Annotated in this window: 15 protein-coding genes, 1 tRNA gene and 1 other RNA gene; 6 read left to right on the forward strand and 11 right to left on the reverse strand. The window is 40.5% G+C overall.

Features of this window, described 5'->3' with window-relative positions; genetic code table 11:
• Positions 1-8 precede the first annotated feature (8 nt).
• Complete coding sequence (locus ACTCIM_RS05175; RefSeq protein WP_464278420.1) at positions 9-902, reverse strand: phosphoribosylaminoimidazolesuccinocarboxamide synthase; 894 nt, start codon at positions 900-902, stop codon at positions 9-11.
• Between the two features lie 12 nt (positions 903-914).
• The gene (hisD, locus tag ACTCIM_RS05180; RefSeq protein ID WP_464278419.1) at positions 915-2,222 is read right to left on the reverse strand and encodes a histidinol dehydrogenase; all 1,308 of its coding nucleotides are present in this window, start codon (positions 2,220-2,222) and stop codon (positions 915-917) included.
• A 96-nt stretch (positions 2,223-2,318) separates the two neighbouring features.
• Here hisD and ACTCIM_RS05185 point away from each other — a divergent pair, with 96 nt between their 5' ends.
• Positions 2,319-3,338, forward strand: coding sequence for a type I asparaginase (locus tag ACTCIM_RS05185; RefSeq protein ID WP_472314253.1), 1,020 nt, complete (start codon positions 2,319-2,321; stop codon positions 3,336-3,338).
• Here the strand turns inward: ACTCIM_RS05185 and ACTCIM_RS05190 are convergent.
• The 7 genes from ACTCIM_RS05190 to ACTCIM_RS05220 all read right to left on the reverse strand — a co-directional run bounded on the left by ACTCIM_RS05190 (position 3,335) and on the right by ACTCIM_RS05220 (position 10,788).
• Complete coding sequence (locus ACTCIM_RS05190) at positions 3,335-5,053, reverse strand: N-acetylmuramoyl-L-alanine amidase (protein WP_472314256.1); 1,719 nt, start codon at positions 5,051-5,053, stop codon at positions 3,335-3,337. The two genes, ACTCIM_RS05185 and ACTCIM_RS05190, sit on opposite strands and share 4 nt — an antisense overlap.
• Entirely contained in the window at positions 5,050-6,870 is a 1,821-nt protein-coding gene (gene glmS, locus ACTCIM_RS05195; protein WP_472314257.1) for a glutamine--fructose-6-phosphate transaminase (isomerizing), read from the reverse strand. Before glmS ends, ACTCIM_RS05190 begins: the two co-directional genes overlap by 4 nt.
• Positions 6,870-7,481, reverse strand: a complete 612-nt coding sequence (locus tag ACTCIM_RS05200; protein ID WP_464278413.1) for an XTP/dITP diphosphatase — start codon at positions 7,479-7,481, stop codon at positions 6,870-6,872. Before ACTCIM_RS05200 ends, glmS begins: the two co-directional genes overlap by 1 nt.
• 174 nt (positions 7,482-7,655) lie before the next feature.
• The gene (locus tag ACTCIM_RS05205) at positions 7,656-7,853 is read right to left on the reverse strand and encodes a hypothetical protein (RefSeq protein WP_464278412.1); all 198 of its coding nucleotides are present in this window, start codon (positions 7,851-7,853) and stop codon (positions 7,656-7,658) included.
• A gap of 149 nt (positions 7,854-8,002) precedes the next feature.
• Positions 8,003-8,770, reverse strand: coding sequence for a ThiF family adenylyltransferase (locus ACTCIM_RS05210; protein ID WP_464278411.1), 768 nt, complete (start codon positions 8,768-8,770; stop codon positions 8,003-8,005).
• Positions 8,771-8,773: 3 nt separating this feature from the next.
• Positions 8,774-8,995, reverse strand: coding sequence for a MoaD/ThiS family protein (locus ACTCIM_RS05215; RefSeq protein ID WP_029966015.1), 222 nt, complete (start codon positions 8,993-8,995; stop codon positions 8,774-8,776).
• A 59-nt stretch (positions 8,996-9,054) separates the two neighbouring features.
• Entirely contained in the window at positions 9,055-10,788 is a 1,734-nt protein-coding gene (locus ACTCIM_RS05220; protein ID WP_472314259.1) for an aldehyde ferredoxin oxidoreductase family protein, read from the reverse strand.
• A gap of 203 nt (positions 10,789-10,991) precedes the next feature.
• Here ACTCIM_RS05220 and ACTCIM_RS05225 point away from each other — a divergent pair, with 203 nt between their 5' ends.
• From ACTCIM_RS05225 to ACTCIM_RS05235, 3 genes are all read left to right on the forward strand, one after another.
• Positions 10,992-11,831: a LytR/AlgR family response regulator transcription factor gene (locus ACTCIM_RS05225; protein ID WP_464278410.1), complete on the forward strand. Its 840-nt coding sequence runs from the start codon at positions 10,992-10,994 to the stop codon at positions 11,829-11,831.
• 152 nt (positions 11,832-11,983) lie between these two features.
• Positions 11,984-13,903, forward strand: coding sequence for an acetate--CoA ligase (acs, locus tag ACTCIM_RS05230; protein ID WP_472314261.1), 1,920 nt, complete (start codon positions 11,984-11,986; stop codon positions 13,901-13,903).
• A gap of 146 nt (positions 13,904-14,049) precedes the next feature.
• Positions 14,050-15,114: a BMP family ABC transporter substrate-binding protein gene (locus ACTCIM_RS05235; protein ID WP_472314262.1), complete on the forward strand. Its 1,065-nt coding sequence runs from the start codon at positions 14,050-14,052 to the stop codon at positions 15,112-15,114.
• A gap of 47 nt (positions 15,115-15,161) precedes the next feature.
• Here the strand turns inward: ACTCIM_RS05235 and ACTCIM_RS05240 are convergent, their stop codons facing one another.
• A complete protein-coding gene (locus ACTCIM_RS05240) occupies positions 15,162-15,617 on the reverse strand; it encodes a hypothetical protein (protein WP_464278409.1) in 456 nt (151 codons plus the stop codon).
• Positions 15,618-15,830: 213 nt separating this feature from the next.
• Here ACTCIM_RS05240 and ACTCIM_RS05245 point away from each other — a divergent pair.
• Together ACTCIM_RS05245 and ssrA are read left to right on the forward strand one after the other, a co-directional pair.
• Positions 15,831-15,907 (forward strand) — tRNA-Met (locus ACTCIM_RS05245).
• Between the two features lie 106 nt (positions 15,908-16,013).
• Positions 16,014-16,378: a transfer-messenger RNA gene (ssrA, locus tag ACTCIM_RS05250) on the forward strand.
• A 70-nt stretch (positions 16,379-16,448) separates the two neighbouring features.
• Here the strand turns inward: ssrA and ACTCIM_RS05255 are convergent.
• On the reverse strand, positions 16,449-16,644 hold a 196-nt coding region (locus ACTCIM_RS05255; protein WP_472314264.1), incomplete at its 5' end, for a hypothetical protein.

The raw sequence follows: 16,644 nt of genomic DNA on the forward strand, positions 1-16,644 counted from the left end.
TTTTTAACTTAGAATAAACTTTTACCGGTTAATAATTCATAGGCCTTGAGATATTTTTCTTTGGTCTTTTCAATTACTTCTTCAGGCAAGTTGGGCGCAGGTGGAGTCTTGTCCCAACCACTTTGAGTAAGCCAGTCTCTTAAATACTGCTTATCAAAACTGGGCTGGTCTTTTCCAGGGGTATAACTTTCAGCAGGCCAGAATCTGGAGGAATCTGGGGTCAGCACTTCATCAATGAGCAGGAGCTTTTTATCCTTTAGACCAAACTCAAATTTGGTATCAGCAATAATAATTCCTCTGCTGCGGGCGTACTCCTGGGCCTGAGTGTAAATTTTTAAGGAAATATCTTCTACCAATTTAAAGAGTCCTTCGCCTATTTTGGCCTTGGCCTGAGCAATGGTTATATTTTCATCATGCTCTCCCAATTCTGCCTTGGTAGAAGGAGTAAAAAGAGGATTAGGTAATTTATCTGACTTTTTTAAATTGTCTGGCAATACATGACCACAGACTTTACCTGTGTTTTGATAGTCTTTCCAGCCTGAGCCAGTAATATAGCCCCGAACAATACACTCAATGGGCAAGGGTTTGGCTTTTTTTACAATTACGCTTCTTCCTTCCAGCTCTTCTCCATATTTTTGTAGCTTGGCTGGAAATCTGGATACTTCTGTTTCCACCAGGTGATTGTCTACCAGAGAAGAAAACTTTTCCATCCAGAAGATGGTAATCTGGTTCAGGACAACGCCTTTGTAAGGTATGGGATTGGGCATAACCACATCAAAGGCACTCATGCGGTCTGTAGTAATGATGAGCAAGTGTTCTTCATCCAACTCGTAGATATCCCTGACCTTACCTTTGGAATAAAGGGGATATTCCTGGATATTGGTACTGGAAATTACTTTCATTTTAACTACTCCTTAATTTTGTAATCTAATTTCAACGCTTCTGGCATGGGCTTCCAGACCTTCCAGTCTGGCCAGACGGGCTATTTTTTTACCCTGCCTCTGGATATAATGCTTAGGAGTATAAATTAAGCTTGTTTTTTTGTAAAATGTTTCCACGCTCAGGGCCTGGGCAAATCTGGCTGTGGACATGGTAGGCAGGACATGGTTGGGACCGGCAAAATAGTCTCCTACAGGTTCTGGAGTATATTCCCCCAGAAAAACAGCTCCAGCATTTTTGATTTGTCCCAAATAGTCCCAGGGATTGTCCACAATAAACTCAAAGTGTTCAGGGGCAATGAGATTTACCAGCTTAAGGCCCTGTTCAATAGAAGGCACTTCAATAAGGGCTCCCCAGTTTTGCAAGGACTTAGCTGCAATGTCTTTTCTGGACAGATTGTCCAGTTGCCTTTGCAACTCTATCTCCACAGCTTCCAGTAAGATGGGAGAAGGAGAAATCAGGATGCTGGCAGCCAGAGGGTCGTGCTCTGCTTGAGAGAGAAGGTCTGCTGCCAGGTAAGCAGGAGAGGCCTTTTTATCTGCCAGGATGGTTATTTCACTGGGACCTGCAATCATGTCAATTCCCACTTGTCCCTGGAGGATTTTTTTGGCTGTAGTCACAAAAATATTTCCTGGCCCCACGATAATATCTACTGCTGGGATGGTTTCAGTACCCAGGGCTAAAGCTGCAATGGCCCAGGCTGAACCCACAGCATAGATGTCTTTTAACCCTAAAATCTTGGCTGTGGCCAAGAGATAGGGGTTTAAACTGCCATTTTTTCTGGGCGGGGAGACCAGATGTATTTCTTTTACTCCTGCCACCAGGGCTGGAATGGCATTCATTAACAGAGAAGAAATAAGAGGTGTTTCTCCTCCTTTTCCTCCAGGAATGTAAAGTCCTGCCTTGTTTACAGGATTTACTATTTGTCCCAGGATAGTTCCGTCTTCCTGAGGAGTAAACCAGGAGTTTTGTTTTTGTTTGAGATGAAAGTCCCAGATATTTTCTTTAGCTTCCTGGATAATGTCTAAATCTTCAGCAGGGATTTCCTTTAGAGCTTTGTTTAGGTCTTCTTCTCTTACCTTTAAGTTGGTTAGAGAAAAGTCAGGGCAATCAAACTGTCTGGTATATTCCAGAAGTGCTTGGTCTTTGTTTTCTTTTACTTGAGCAATGATTTTTCTTACTTTATCTTCTATTTCTAAGTTGGATTCATTGCGTTTACTCAACCACTTTTTTAGTTGAGGAAATTCAAATTCCTGTTTTAAAGAAAATTTGTTGATTAACATCTAAACTTCTCCTTTGACCAGGGTATAAAAACAAAGTAGCTTTTAGGCTCTGGCTTCGTCAAGTGAAACTAGCTAAAGTTGAGGGGAGGGTGTGTTTTGAGTGAGAAAATTTTAGTAATCTATACTGGAGGAACCATCGGCATGGTTCCAGGGGAAAAAGGCTATGAGCCTAAAAAGGGATATTTAAAAACCCTTTTGGCAGAAAGGATTCCTGAATTAAAAGCCAGAGAACTACCTTCCTTTGATGTCTTGGAATACTCTCCTTTGCTGGATTCTTCTAATATGACTCCCTGGGATTGGTTTAAAATAGCTAAGGACATCTATGAACATTATTCTTCTTACCAGGGATTTGTGGTTTTGCATGGCACTGATACCATGGCCTATACAGCCTCAGCCGTGGCTTTTTTGCTACAAGGCTTAGGAAAACCTGTGATTTTTACGGGCTCTCAAATTCCTCTCATTGAAACCAGAAATGATGCCAGGGAGAACCTCATTGCCTCTTTTTTATTGGCCAGAGAAAAGGATTTAAAAGAGGTAGTTATCTGTTTTGGCAATAAGCTTCTAAGAGGAGTAAGGGCCAGTAAGGTAGATGCAGATAGTTTTGCTGCCTTTGCTTCTCCCAATTTTCCTCCTCTGGGTGAGGTGGGGATTGAGCTTAAAATCAACAGAGAGCTTCTTTTACCACCTTTAAGAGAAGAGTGTAAATTGCGGGTAAAGCAGATAACTATCCCCAATTTACTCATTTTTCCTCTTTTCCCAGGATTTTCTGGAGAAACCCTGGAACAGTTGATTGCAACTCAAGATGTGCAGATGGTTGTTTTAGAAACCTTTGGTAGTGGCAATGCACCTGAGGATAATAAAGCCTTTTTAAGGGCCCTGGAAAAAGGCAGGGAAAAAGGGATTCTTTTTGTTAACCGTACCCAGTGCTTAAAAGGTAAGGTGCGTCCTCAAGCCTATGCCACAGGGCAAGTTTTGACTCATTTGGGAGTTTTACCTGCCTGGGATATGACCAGAGAAGCTCTGGTCAGCAAGCTTATTTGTGCCTATAGTGAAAAGGGGTTAAGCTTTGTTCCCAGGGCTTTAAATTCCAATTGGTGTGGAGAGGTAACTTTTTAACTGCCTGTAGTACTTCCTGGCAGATTGGCGATTTTTTCTACTTCCTGTTTGTAAGCCAAAATGCCCTGAACCAATCCCTGGGCCAGAGCCGATAAGTAGGAGTAGCTGGTCATTTTTTTACGGTCATAAGGATTGGTTAGATAACCAATTTCCACTAAGATAGCTGGCATTTTTGCCCCCATCAACACGTAAAAGGGCGCCTCTCTAACTCCATGGTCCAAAAGGGAAGGGTATACTTTTTTGGCCTTTTGAATACACCTCTTGCGTACCAGGTTGGCCAGGTCCCTGGATTCACTAATTTTAGAATTTAACATGAGTTCAGTTAAGATAAGTTGTAAATCACTAATACTTTTTTCAGACACGGCATTTTCCCTGGCAGCTACCCGTAAGGCATCTTTGGATTTGGTCAGGTTTAAATAATAAATTTCCAGTCCCTTTACTTTGGAGCTTCTATGCGCATTACAATGAATGGAAATGAATAAGTCAGCTTTTTTAGAATTGGCCATAGCTGTTCTTTCTTCTAGGGGAATAAAAGTATCTGTAGTTCGGGTATAAATAACTCTAAATCCTTTTTCCTTTAAAAGTTTTCCCAGGATTTTGACCATTCTTAAATTTATATCTTTTTCCTTAATTCCATGGCTTATGGCTCCAGGGTCCTTTCCTCCATGTCCTGCGTCCAGCATAATAGTTTTTACTTTTAAGCCCAGTTGTTCAATGAGATTTTGACTGGCAATTTCTTTTCTTTTTTTAGGGTCTAGGTTTATTTTAGTTTTGGCAGAAGCAGGTTCTTTTTTTTCTTCAGAAAAGACATCAATAACTATTCTGTAAGGATTGTTTAAGGAAAATAAACGATAATCTTTGATATTTTCTATATCTAAAACCACTCTGGTTTTTTGAGTGGAATGCTTGGCTGCTCTTACTTTTTTCAAGATACCATCAGCAATAACCTGTTCAGTAGGTACTGAGGAAGATAAGTTGGTATTTTCCAGGTCAATAAAAAGGCGATAGGGAGTGTGTAGTTTGGGGTCTGGATTTAATAATTTGTAGAAATATTTAGTTTCATCTTCTAAGTCTAAGACGATTCTAGTATAATCATCACTGGACCAATGTCTTATGCTGGTTAACTGGATTGTCTTGGGTTTTGTTTTTTTTGTACTTACTTTAGATATGGCCAGTTTTTGAGTAGAATTGTTTTTTTTATTCTGGGCGATTTTTTTGTGGTCTAGTTTCTCCAGTATTTGTTGGGCTTCCTTTTGTTTGTCTCCTTGAGGATAGGAATAAACAACTTTTAAGAGCTCTACATAGGCATGTGGCTCATCTTTTAGATGATATAGGTATATTTTGGCAATTTTTAATTGGGCATCATCACTCCAGCTGTGATGGGGAAAATGAAGGGTAACCCTGCGGAAGTAATCAATGGCTTCTAGAAAATCTTTTTTTAAGTGAGAGCGTTTCCCCAGCTCTTCATAGCTTCTGCCTACGTAGTAGAGTGCTTTGGTGCCTAGAGAACTTTTGGGAGTGGCTTTGTATATTTTTAGAAAATTATTGCTTAAAGTCAGCCAGGTGCTTCTATATTTGGCTTTTTTAGGATTTTTTAAGAGATAGTGGAAATAATTTACTTGCTTTTGGTATTGGGCAGAAAGGGATAGCCCTCCTGCAGGAGAAGAAAGTAGTAAAAAAGAACAAAAAAAATAAAAGGTGAGTAGTTTTTTCATTCTACAGTAACGCTTTTGGCCAGATTGCGAGGTTGATCTACATCCTTACCAAGGTACACAGCCATTTCATAAGCAAATAGTTGTAGAGCTGGCAAGGCCAAAAAGGAATTAAAGGGCGCTTCTAAAAAAGGCACAGTCCAAAGGTCTGTTGCTTCTACTTTAACCTCTGGAGTGGTTAGAGCAATTATTTTTCCACCCCTGGCCTGGACCTCTTTTAAGTTGGACACCACTTTGCTTAAGAGTTCATCTTCTAAAGCCAAAGCAAAAGTGGGAAAATCTGGGTCAATAAGGGCAATGGGGCCGTGCTTCATTTCACCTGCAGCATAGCCTTCAGCGTGAATGTAGGAGATTTCTTTTAGTTTTAAAGCACCTTCCAGAGCCAGGGGGTATCCCAGTCCCCGGCCTAAGTAAAAGAAACTTCTGGCCCAGGCGTATTTTTGAGCCAGTTCTTCAGCAGTGTTTTTAAGTACTGGAAGTTGTTCTTCTAAAATTTCTGGCAAATTGCTAAGAACTGTTATGGCCTTTTCCAGAAAAGTAGAAGTTAGTAATTGTTTCTTGTTTCCCCAGAAAAGAGTGAGTAATAAAAGGGTCAACATCTGGCTTAACATGGCTTTGGTAGAGGCTACGCTTATTTCTGGTCCGGCTTGAGTATAAAGGGTAATATCTGCTTCTCTGGCAATACTGGAGCCCACCACATTGCACAGTCCCAGGACCTTGAGTTTTTTTTCTTTAGCCAGTCTTAGAGCAGCTAGAGTGTCTGCTGTTTCTCCGCTTTGACTGATGACCATTACCAGGTCTTGGGGGCTTAAGGGAACTTTACGGTAGCGAAACTCTGAAGCAATATCCACTTCCACAGGAATTTGGGCCAGTTCTTCCAGGAGATATTTTCCCCATAAGCCCGCATGAAAAGAGGTGCCACAGGCAATAATATGGATTTTATGAGGCAGGGGAAAGTTTTCTAATTCTGGCAGAATAACACTTTTTTTGCTTTTGTTGATTCTCCCGGTTAAACAATCCCTGATTACCTGGGGCTGATCAAATATTTCCTTGAGCATAAAGTGTTTGAAACCACCTTTTTGCGCAGCCTGAATATCCCACTTAATAGTAGTAACTTTTTTATTTAAAGGGGTTAGGTCTAAATCATAGACTTGATAAGAAGAAGTGGTGATTTCAGCTATTTCTTCGTTTTCCAGAAAAATTACTTCCCTGGTGTAGGGCAAGAAGGCAGGGATATCAGAAGCTACAAAATTTTCTCCCTGTCCCAGCCCCAGGATAAGAGGACTGGAATGTCTTCCTACCCACATTTTATCGGGTTGAGAGCATTCAATAAGGGCAAAGGCATAAGAGCCTTCTACCTCTTTTAGGCTTTTAGAGATTGCCTGGAGAATAGAATCTCCCTTTCTTACATAATGGGCAATTAGTTGCACCAATACCTCTGTATCTGTTTCAGAGGAAAAGGTAATGCCTTTTTTCTCTAATTTTTCTTTAAGTTCCCCATAGTTTTCAATAATTCCATTGTGAACCAGGGCAAAACGGCCATCTATACTCAAGTGGGGATGGGCATTTTTTTCTATGGGTAAACCATGGGTAGCCCATCTGGTATGCCCAATACCCGAGGTAGCCAGGAAGAATTCGCTTTGATTTAATTTGTTTTCTAAGTTGCTTAACTTGCCCTCACTTTTTATGACCTGTAATTTATTGTTTAAGCAAAAGGCCAGGCCAGCTGAATCATAGCCTCTGTATTCCAAACGGCGTAGACTTTCTATGAGTAAAGGTACACTTGGTCTATGTCCTACATAGCCAATAATTCCACACATTAAAGTTCTCCTTTAATTTCTGTCAAAAACTTAGGCCATTTTTTTAGAAACTCCTGCAAGGCCTTACCCCGATGGCTTTTTTGATTTTTTTCTTCCAAGTCCATTTCTGCGGCGTGTTTGCCTGTTTCCAGGTCAATAAAAATGGGGTCATAACCAAAGCCTTTAGTTCCCCTGGGCTCAAAGGCAATGCGTCCTTCCCATTTGCCTTCTACCCAAAAATACTTACCTTGAGGTGCGTACGCTACCAATACGCAGACAAAAAAAGCCTGGCGTTTTTCTAAGGGTACTCCCTTTAACTTCTCTAAAAGTTTTGCATTGTTTTTTGCATCAGTGGCATCTTCTCCGCTATACCTGGCCGAATAAACTCCAGGCTCTCCTCCCAGGTAGGGCACTACTAGACCAGAGTCATCAGCTAAGGTAATAAGCCCGGTTTTTTCACTGGCAGTTTTAGCTTTAAGCAAGGCATTTTCCAGAAAAGTTGTGCCTGTCTCTGGGATATCTCCTAAATTGAACTGGTCTAAACCAACTACTTCAAAATCTCCAGTGGTAGAGAGAAGACTCTGGATTTCCCTTATTTTTCCTTTGTTGGATGTGGCTAAGAGTATTTTCATTGAGATTTCCTTTCAGATTTTTTGAGAATAATCTTTTAGGCTAATTTTTTTTAATAGTCTAGGCTTAAAACAAGGGGGTGCAGGAAGGAAAGGGAAATATTGGAGTTGTTTTTGACTTGGGGGTAGTTAGAGGTTTGGGGTTAAAACCTAATTCTCACTACCCCCTAAAGTTAATTAATTGTTGCATTGCCAATAAGCTCCATACACATTTTTGCCCTTAAATTGAATATAGTCCTGTTCATATTCTGGATTTTCTAAACAAAATCCTTGAGCCTGCCAGAGCTCAATCAAAGGTAAAAAGTTGGACCAGGCAAGCTGACTTGTCCCTAAAAGGAAAAATAACAACCAATATAAAGAAATTGGGAGTTTCATATTTTATTCTCCTATTGAGCAGATATTTTTAAAAATTTTTATTTTTTATATGGTAGCAAATTTTTATGATGAAAACAAGTTTGTAATGGAAAAATAGGATATATTTTTAAGATGTTTTTGTATTAGAAAAAATAAAAGATAATTAGAGGTTAAAGAGAATAAGTTTCAAAGATAAAGTCAGTCAAAGAGACATAAAAAACTTTATTTACCAGGTGAAATTTTTGTTTTCTTAAAAAGGAAATGGCTTCTGCGCTTTGTAAGGTAGCTATCAGGCTTACCATAGGTGCTGGGGACCCCAGGGTGTTTTCTGCACCTTCTTCTTGACTACCCTGGTAAAAGGCTAGAGGAGCTTTGCTTTGTGGTAGAACAGTACTTAAAAAACCTTCAAAGCCAGCAATGGCTCCTGTAACAATGGGAATGTTTTTTTGCTGGCATTTTTGGATTAAAACTGGTTTAAAGCCTATACCTCCCAGACAATCTATTACCAGGTCTACCTGGGATATTTGAGTTTCTAAATCCTGCTCAGTTAAAAAGTAGTCTAGGGGGGTTAACTGAAGAAAGGGAAAAATAGTTTGCAGCCTTTTTTTAGCTTCTAAGGCCTTGTTTTGGCCCAGGTTTTTAAGGGTGGAAAACAATTGGCGGTTTAAATTGGTCTCTTCAAAAGTATCACCATCTGCAAAGACAAGTTTTCCCACTCCACTTCTAGCCAAGAGTTCTAAGACATAGCCTCCAAGCCCACCACAACCTACGACCAATACCTTGCTTTGCAGGAGTTTTTTTTGTTCTTCTATACTTAGGGCCTTAAAATTCTTTTTTAAGCCCAAGGGTAAAAGGTTTTGGTGAAGAAGAGAAGAGAGGGATGATTTTTCTAATAAAGAAGCAAGATTTTCCCAGGCTAAAAAATTAACTTTACTCAAAAATTATCCTCCTCCTACAGCTGGGAAAATGCCAATTCTATCCCCATCTTGTAAAGGTGTGTCTAGAGAAGCATGCCCTCCGTTTACAAACACCACTTTTACTTCTTCTAAGGGAATATTTAACCTTTTTATCACCTCTTGTACGGTCATCCCAGGGGTAAATTCCAGCTTGCCCTGGTCCGGGGTGTATTCATGTAAGGTGGCAAAGCATTTTACTTCTAACATGGTTTAGCTTTTTAAAAGGGCTGGGAAAAGATTCCCAACCCCTTTTTTATTTTGTGAGATTATAATACCTTAGCTTGTTGTAATTCTTCAATGCTAAAATCCCAGACAGTATTATGAGGAGGCAAAGGTTCATTGATAAAGAAGTCAGGTAACTGGTCTTGAGCTTTGGTAAAGCCTGCATCCTGGTTAAAAGAGTACTCATCCTTAAGTACGCTTATACCGAGGTTGACAATATCATCTACAGTGATGTTTTGACCTACTTTGGCAGAAATTAGCTTGGCTATAGTCTCCAGGGCATCTTCTGTATCCAAAACAGCAAAGGCCACAAACAGGCAGAAGCCCGTAGAATCTATGGCTGCAGTGGCGATTTGTAGGTTTTTGGAGACTTCTACATTTCCTTCTTTACCCAGAGGATTAATATCTCCACCTACTTTTAAGATGTTTTGGCATACTGCATAACCTGCAGTATGGTCTGCGCCCATGGGACTGGTAGCATAGGTTACGCCCACACCTTTTACTGCCCTTGGGTCATAGGCTGGCAGGGATTGTCTTTTTACCACCGGTACTCTTTCTACTCCTAAGGCCTCACCTGTGAAAGTTGCTCCATTGGCAATAATCTTGCCCAGGTAGTCTTTGGAGTCATAGACTTTTTTCAAAAGGTCTATGGCAGCCTGGCCATCACCCCAGGGGATTAGGCCTGCTTCCATGGCTACAGCAATGGTGTTGCCCATTTCAATGGTATCCAGGCCCAAATCATCACAGAGCCTGTCCAACTGGGCTAGATGGTCTAGGTTATCTATCAAAGTGTTGGGGCCTAAAGCCCAGACTGTTTCATATTCAAAACCAGAAGTTATGTATTCTCCCTTTTCATCCACATAAGATTGAGAGCACTGGATAATACAGCCTGGATGGCAACCTTCTTTGGCTACGCCTCCTCTTTTGTTAATGATTTCCACCATTTTTTCGCCACTTACCTCTTGAGCTTTGTCAAAACGGCCAAAGCGGAAGTTTTTGGTGGGCAGGGCCCCTGCTTCGTTGATAATATTGATTAAAATGGAGGTGCCAAAGGAAGGAAGCCCCTGGCCTGTAACTGCATGATTGGTTAAAATTTCAGCCCAGCGTTTGGCTGCTGCCTTAAAGGTCTCTTTGTCTACTATTTCTGTTCCAGGAGCGCCTTCGTCATTTACCACAATGGCCTTGATGCCTTTAGAGCCCATTACTGCGCCTAAACCACCTCTACCAGCTGCTCTGGCAGGTCTTCCCTTGGGGTCAGTAAATTGAATGGATGCTCCCAAGCGTAAGTCCTCTCCTGCAGGGCCAATAACTAAAATCCCCACTTTTTTGCCGTACTTGGCAAAGAGTTTCTCTGCAGTGGCATAGGTGCCAAGGCCTGCTAACTCAGGCATGTCTTCTATTTTTACTCCATCTTTGTCTAGGTAGATAATGCGAGTGGACTTTTCTTCTGGTTTGTCTTCTAAAACAATGCCTCTTATGCCCAGTTTGGCCATTTTTTGAGAAAAGGTTCCACCAGCATTGGCTTCTTTTATGCCACCAGTTAGAGGAGATTTACCGCCCACAGAAATTCTTCCTGAATTGGCTAGAGGAGTTCCACTTAAAAGACCTGTGGCTACAATGAGTTTATTATCTTTTCCCAGAGGATGACAGGTAGGAGGAACCTCTTTGCGAATTAACTTAGAGGTTAAGGCTCTACCACCCAGAAGGTTTAGCTCTCCTCCCAGTTCTTCAAAAGAGACTTCCTTAGTTTTGGTATTAATACGCAATAGTTTAGCCATGGTTTGCCTCCTTGGTTGGCTTTAGGTTTATTTTTTAAGCACTTATTTAAAGCAAAAATGCATTAAAGTCAATTGCTTTTAAGATAAAAGGCCTTCAAATCTGGCAAAATTTATCATCGTTGGAAGGTAGAAACTTTTCGGTTTTAGTGGTTGCCAAGGGGAGTTTTTTTTTATTAAATAAACAAAAGAGGCGGAGAAGAAATATGGAAATAAAACTTTTGTTGGTTGTTCCAGATCAAGAAATTTCAGAAACTATTAGAGATTTTTTGGCCAAAGAGAAAAGAGTTAAAATTTTAGGAGAAGCAAAGACTGCTTTTGAGGCCTTGGAGCTTCTGGAAAACATACCCTATGATCTCTTTTTGGCTACTACTGATTTAAGTGGTGGAGTAGATGGATTTGAACTGGCGCAAATTTTAAATCAACGCAAGAAAAGACCCAAGATTGCTTTTATTGCCCAAGATGAGACTTTGGCCTTTAAGGCCTTTGAAGTGGGAGCAATAGATTATTTGGTGTGGCCCTTTATTCGAGAGAGACTAATCAAGACTATTGAAAGGGTAGAGTATTTACTGGAGCCCCCAGAACATATTGTCCAGGCTCAAAAAGCAGAAGAGCAGGATACTGTACATTTGGACTTAAAAGAAGAAGAACAGGAGGATATTCTGCAGGCTTTGAGAAAGGCCTGGAGCTTTAAAGAAAGGAAGATTAAGGACCTGGAAAAGTTGCCCATCAATCAGGATGGCAAGCTTATCTTGGTACCTTATCATCAAATTGTATTTGTGGAAGCTTATGAAGATTATAGTTATGTCCATACTCCAGGAGAAAGGTATCTTACCTCCTATAGATTGAAAAATTTAGAAAAGAAACTCACTCCTTATGGCTTTTTTAGAATTCATCGTAAGTATTTGGTAAATCTGGAAATGGTTACAGAGATAGCTTCTTTACCTGGAAGCAATTTTATGTTGCGCACCACAGGTAAGAAAAAAATAGAGTTGCCCATTAGCAGGCGCAGAATAGGGGAGTTAAAAGAGATTTTGGGTCTTTAAGCCTTTTACCATTTAACTATGTGTTTAAACCTTTAATCGATAAAAGTCTTTTTTTTTATTTTACTTTATTTATATTTGCCTTGTTCCTAAAAATTTAAGAACAAGGTTAACGAGAGACCTTTGATGGGGTCTTGGAAAAAGGAGGAAATAATATGGAAAGTAAAGGTGCTCTAGACGCTTTATTAAAAGAAGAGCGAGTATTTAGACCTTTGCCTCAATTGGTAATTGAAGCCAATGTGAATCCCCAAGAATATGAAGAAGCCATTAAAAAGGCTGAAGATAATTATCTAGAATACTGGGAAGAAGCTGCCAAAGAATTAAATTGGTTTAAAAAATGGGATAAAGTGTTAGATGACTCAGAGGCTCCTTTTTATAAGTGGTTTGTGGGAGCCAAGTGTAATATCGTTTATAATGCCCTGGATAGACATATTGAGACAGTAAATAAAAATAAATTGGCTCTTATCTGGGAAGGAGAGCCTGGAGATACAAAAAAGCTTACTTATTATGAGCTTTATAGGGCTGTAAATCGTTTTGCCAATGGATTAAAGGCTCTGGGTATTAAAAAAGGTGATAGGGTGGTACTCTACATGCCACCTTTACCAGAGACCGTAATTGCACTTTTGGCAGTGGCCAAGATTGGTGCTATTCACAGTATGGTTTTTGCGGGGTTTTCTGCTAAGGCCCTGCGAGATAGAATTCAAGATGCTAGGGCGAAATTGGTCATTACTGCAGATGGATTTTATCGCAATGGGCGGGTAATAAATTTAAAAACAGTAGTGGATGAAGCCCTTACCCAGGGTTGTGATTGTGTGGAAACAGTAGTGGTAGTACACAGAGCCAATGTGGATGTGGAAATGGTAGATGCCAGGGATATTTGGTATGAAGACTTGGTAAGGCAGGAAAGTCCAGAGTGCCCCACTGAAGTAATGGATTCAGAGGATATGCTCTTTTTACTCTATAGTTCTGGTACCACGGGTAAACCTAAAGGTATTGTACATACCCATGGTGGATATATGGTGGGGGTATATCGTTCTTTGATGTGGGTTTTTGATATTAAACCTACAGATATTTTCTGGTGTACTGCTGATGTGGGCTGGATTACTGGCCATAGCTATGTGGTATACGGACCTCTTATGGCTGGGACTACCACAGTAATTTACGAAGGACATCCTCTTTATCCTCAGGCAGATAGGCTTTGGGATATGGTGTCTAGGTATGGAGTGACCATTTTTTATACTGCGCCTACTTTGGTGAGGATGCTGATGCGTTTTGGCTCTCAATATCCCAAGAAACACGACTTATCTACCTTAAGGCTTTTAGGTTCTGTGGGTGAGCCCATCAATCCAGAGGCCTGGGTTTGGTTTTATAAAAATGTGGGTAGGGAGGTGTGTCCTATTATGGACACCTGGTGGCAGACAGAAACAGGTTCTTTTATGATTAGTCCTTTACCTATTACCCTGCTAAAGCCAGGTTCGGCGACCAAACCTTTACCAGGGATTTTTGCTGATGTGGTAGATGAAGAAGGTAATTCCTTGCCTCCAGGAAAAGGTGGACTTCTGGTTATTAAAAAGCCCTGGCCTTCTATGTTGAGAACCCTTTATAACGATCCGGAGAGGTACAAAAAAACTTACTGGGAAAAGTTCCCTGGGTGGTATTTAGCCGGGGATGTAGCCAGAAAAGATGAGGATGGCTATTTTTGGATTCAAGGTAGAGCTGATGATGTTTTGAATATTGCTGGACATAGAGTGGGAACAGCTGAGTTAGAAAGTGCTTTGGTATCTCATAGGGCAGTAGCTGAGGCGGCAGTTATAGGTATTCCTGATCCTATTAAAGGTGAAGTGGCCAAGGCTTTTGTAATTTTGAGTGCTGATGCAGAAGTAGAAGATACAGACGAGTTAATTAAAGAATTAAAGGGGCATGTACGTAAGGAATTAGGCCCAGTAGCTGTCATTAAAAGTATTGAAATTAGAGACAAATTGCCCAAGACCAGAAGTGGTAAGATTATGCGCAGGGTCTTAAAAGCTCAAGAATTGGGACAAGAGGTAGGAGATACTTCTACTTTAGAAGAATAAAATTCCCCGTTTAGGAAGGGGGAAGGGTGAAGACTTGGTTTAAGGGAGTAATCTTAAGTTAAGAGATTACTCCCTTTTTCTTTTCTTGCTAAAATGAAAAACAAACTATATGGCTAGCCCATAAAAAAAAGAGGAGAGGTGGTTTTATGAAGAGAAGTTTGTTTTTTCTGGTTGTTGGGATGGCTTTTTTGGTCTTGGGGTTATCCTCAGCTTGGGCCAAAGAGCTTAAAGTAGGTTTTATTTATGTTTCTCCCATTGGAGATGCTGGATGGTCTTATGCCCATGACCTGGGAAGACAGGCACTGGAGAAGATGGAAGGGGTTACTACTTCTTATGTTGAAGCAGTACCAGAAGGCAGTGATGCCGAGAGGGTTATTTTAAATATGGCCAGAAAAGGCTATGATATAATCTTTGGTACTAGTTATGGTTATATGGACTCCATGTATAAGATAGCTCAAAAGTTTCCTCAAACAGTTTTTATGCACTGTTCTGGGTTTAAACGGGCTAAAAATATGGGTACTTATTTTGGCAGAATGTATCAGGCCAGATATTTAAGCGGTATTGTGGCTGGAATGATGACTAAATCCAATATCCTGGGTTATGTAGCAGCCTTTCCTATTCCTGAAGTTATAAGAGGTATTAACGCTTTTACTCTGGGAGCCAGGAGCGTTAATCCCAAGGTCCAGGTTAGAGTGGTCTGGACTAAAACCTGGTATGACCCTGCTACAGAAAAAGAAGCTGCCAAAAGTTTACTGGATGTAGGGGCTGATGTTTTGACTCAGCATCAGGATTCTCCAGCAACCCAGGAAGCAGCTCAGGAAGCTGGAGTGTATTCTATAGGTTATAATTCTGATATGGCCCAATTCGCTCCCAAGGCTCATTTAGTAGCAGCAGTGTGGAATTGGACTCCCATTTATAAGGAAATCGTTGAAGAAGTAAAAGCAGGTAAGTTTAAGAGCAGGGATATCTGGTATGGACTGGAAAAAGGAGTTGTAGGGTTATCTCCTTTTGGGCCTATGGTGCCTGAAAAGATAAAGGAAAAGGTATTGAAGATAAAAGAGGAAATTAAGAAAGGTAAATTTAAGGTTTTTACAGGTCCTATTAAAGATCAACAGGGCAAGATTAGAATTCCTGCTGGAAAGGTAGCTAGTGACCAAGAGCTTTTGGGCATGGATTGGTTTGTAGAGGGAGTAATAGGCAATACCAAGTAAAATTGAGATAAATATAGTATAAAAAAGGGAGCTTAAGCTCCCTTTTTTTATTTGTGGACTAAGTTTAATTGTGCATTGGCTTTACTTATTTCTATAATGGCCTGATTGAGATTTTTTAGTTTGCTAATTTTTACTTCAGGGGCATCCAGGTCTATTTTTTTACCCGTTAACTTAAAAACCACTTCTTCTATTTCTTCTTTAGAAAGGTTTTGATCATGGGTTTCATAGCTTAAAAGGGGATAGGAGTTATCCAAGGCACTTTTCTTGGTATTTTTATTGGTATTTGGTAGATAAATGGTACCTGAAGAAAAGTCTACAGCAAAGGCGATAAGGCCTGGAATCAGGAAAAATAATAGACCTATAGCATCCAGAATAGCAATGGAAGTATCAATTTTTCCTCCAGTTTGTCCCCTGCGTTCAGGATAGATAAAATATCCACAGGACATGGTTTGGAAGAGAAAGATAGCACTTACTCCTAGGATTAAGAAATTTTTAATCTTCACTATTCACCTCCTTAAAAATTTGAATAAATATTACATAAGTATTTTTTAATAGTAAAGATTTATATTCCTTTATAAATTTTTTTAGTAGTTAAGCAAAGATTTCTTTAAGAAAAATTCATTGAGTCCAATTAGTTTTAAATAAAAGGATAAAATTTTAAGTGAAAAATTTTTTCTTGATTTTTTTTTAAAAAAAGGTAAAGAGTCTTCTCCTACGGCGAGGTAGCTCAGCTGGTTAGAGCATGCGGCTCATATCCGCAGAGTCGGGGGTTCAAGTCCCTCCCTCGCTACCAGAGGATAAAAAGAGCCCTAAAAAGGGGCTCTTTTTGTTTTTGGGCTTGCCTACAGAACAAAGAATGTTTATTTAGAGATTAGTTCTTTTAGATATAAATTTCGCCTGGGGGCGAAATGGTTTCGACGGGGAGATTTGTAGGTCAAGGTTGCAGGCCGAGGTGCTGCGAGGTCCTCGTAAAACACGCAGCGAAATAATAAATGCCAACGATAATTACGAATACGCTCTCGCTGCTTAATTAAAGCGAGCGTCTTTATCTTCTCTTGCCTGAGGGGAGGATAAAGGCGGAATAGGCATCAGGCTAGCCTTTGGTTTTTGTCTGGAGGGCCAAAGGTGAAAATAAATCCAGACCGGTCTTTAGGTGCCTGACCAGGGGCTAACCTAAAGACGAGATGTTAAAACCTGGTCTAAGCCTGTAGAAGCCTTGTCCGAAGCTTCTCGGACGTGGGTTCGACTCCCACCGCCTCCACCATTTGAAAAAAGACAACCCGTCTCTCCGGGGTTATTCTCCGGGACGACGGGTTTTCTATTTCCCCTTGTTTTCAAAGGGTTTGCGCCAGTTTCACATCTTTTACGACCCGTTCTCCACCCGCCTGAATCTCCCTCTTTTCCCGCCTTTCATTCTCTGTTTGCCCCCCAGATTCTCTGTTTTCTCCGGACCAAGTCCGAAGCTCGTCCGGAAAGCTACATCCTTGATTGATATGGGTTTGCGGCTGGTTGCCGTTTTTGGCGGTTGTC

The sequence above is a fragment of the Desulfonauticus sp. genome (genome assembly GCF_055126295.1).

Coding starts and splice junctions, on each gene's coding strand:
- ACTCIM_RS05175 (WP_464278420.1), bottom strand. CDS start 902: ATGAAAGTAATTTCCAGTACCAATATCCAGGAATATCCCCTTTATTCC.
- hisD (WP_464278419.1), bottom strand. CDS start 2,222: ATGTTAATCAACAAATTTTCTTTAAAACAGGAATTTGAATTTCCTCAA.
- ACTCIM_RS05190 (WP_472314256.1), bottom strand. CDS start 5,053: ATGAAAAAACTACTCACCTTTTATTTTTTTTGTTCTTTTTTACTACTT.
- glmS (WP_472314257.1), bottom strand. CDS start 6,870: ATGTGTGGAATTATTGGCTATGTAGGACATAGACCAAGTGTACCTTTA.
- ACTCIM_RS05200 (WP_464278413.1), bottom strand. CDS start 7,481: ATGAAAATACTCTTAGCCACATCCAACAAAGGAAAAATAAGGGAAATC.
- ACTCIM_RS05205 (WP_464278412.1), bottom strand. CDS start 7,853: ATGAAACTCCCAATTTCTTTATATTGGTTGTTATTTTTCCTTTTAGGG.
- ACTCIM_RS05215 (WP_029966015.1), bottom strand. CDS start 8,995: ATGTTAGAAGTAAAATGCTTTGCCACCTTACATGAATACACCCCGGAC.
- ACTCIM_RS05220 (WP_472314259.1), bottom strand. CDS start 10,788: ATGGCTAAACTATTGCGTATTAATACCAAAACTAAGGAAGTCTCTTTT.
- ACTCIM_RS05225 (WP_464278410.1), top strand. CDS start 10,992: ATGGAAATAAAACTTTTGTTGGTTGTTCCAGATCAAGAAATTTCAGAA.
- acs (WP_472314261.1), top strand. CDS start 11,984: ATGGAAAGTAAAGGTGCTCTAGACGCTTTATTAAAAGAAGAGCGAGTA.
- ACTCIM_RS05235 (WP_472314262.1), top strand. CDS start 14,050: ATGAAGAGAAGTTTGTTTTTTCTGGTTGTTGGGATGGCTTTTTTGGTC.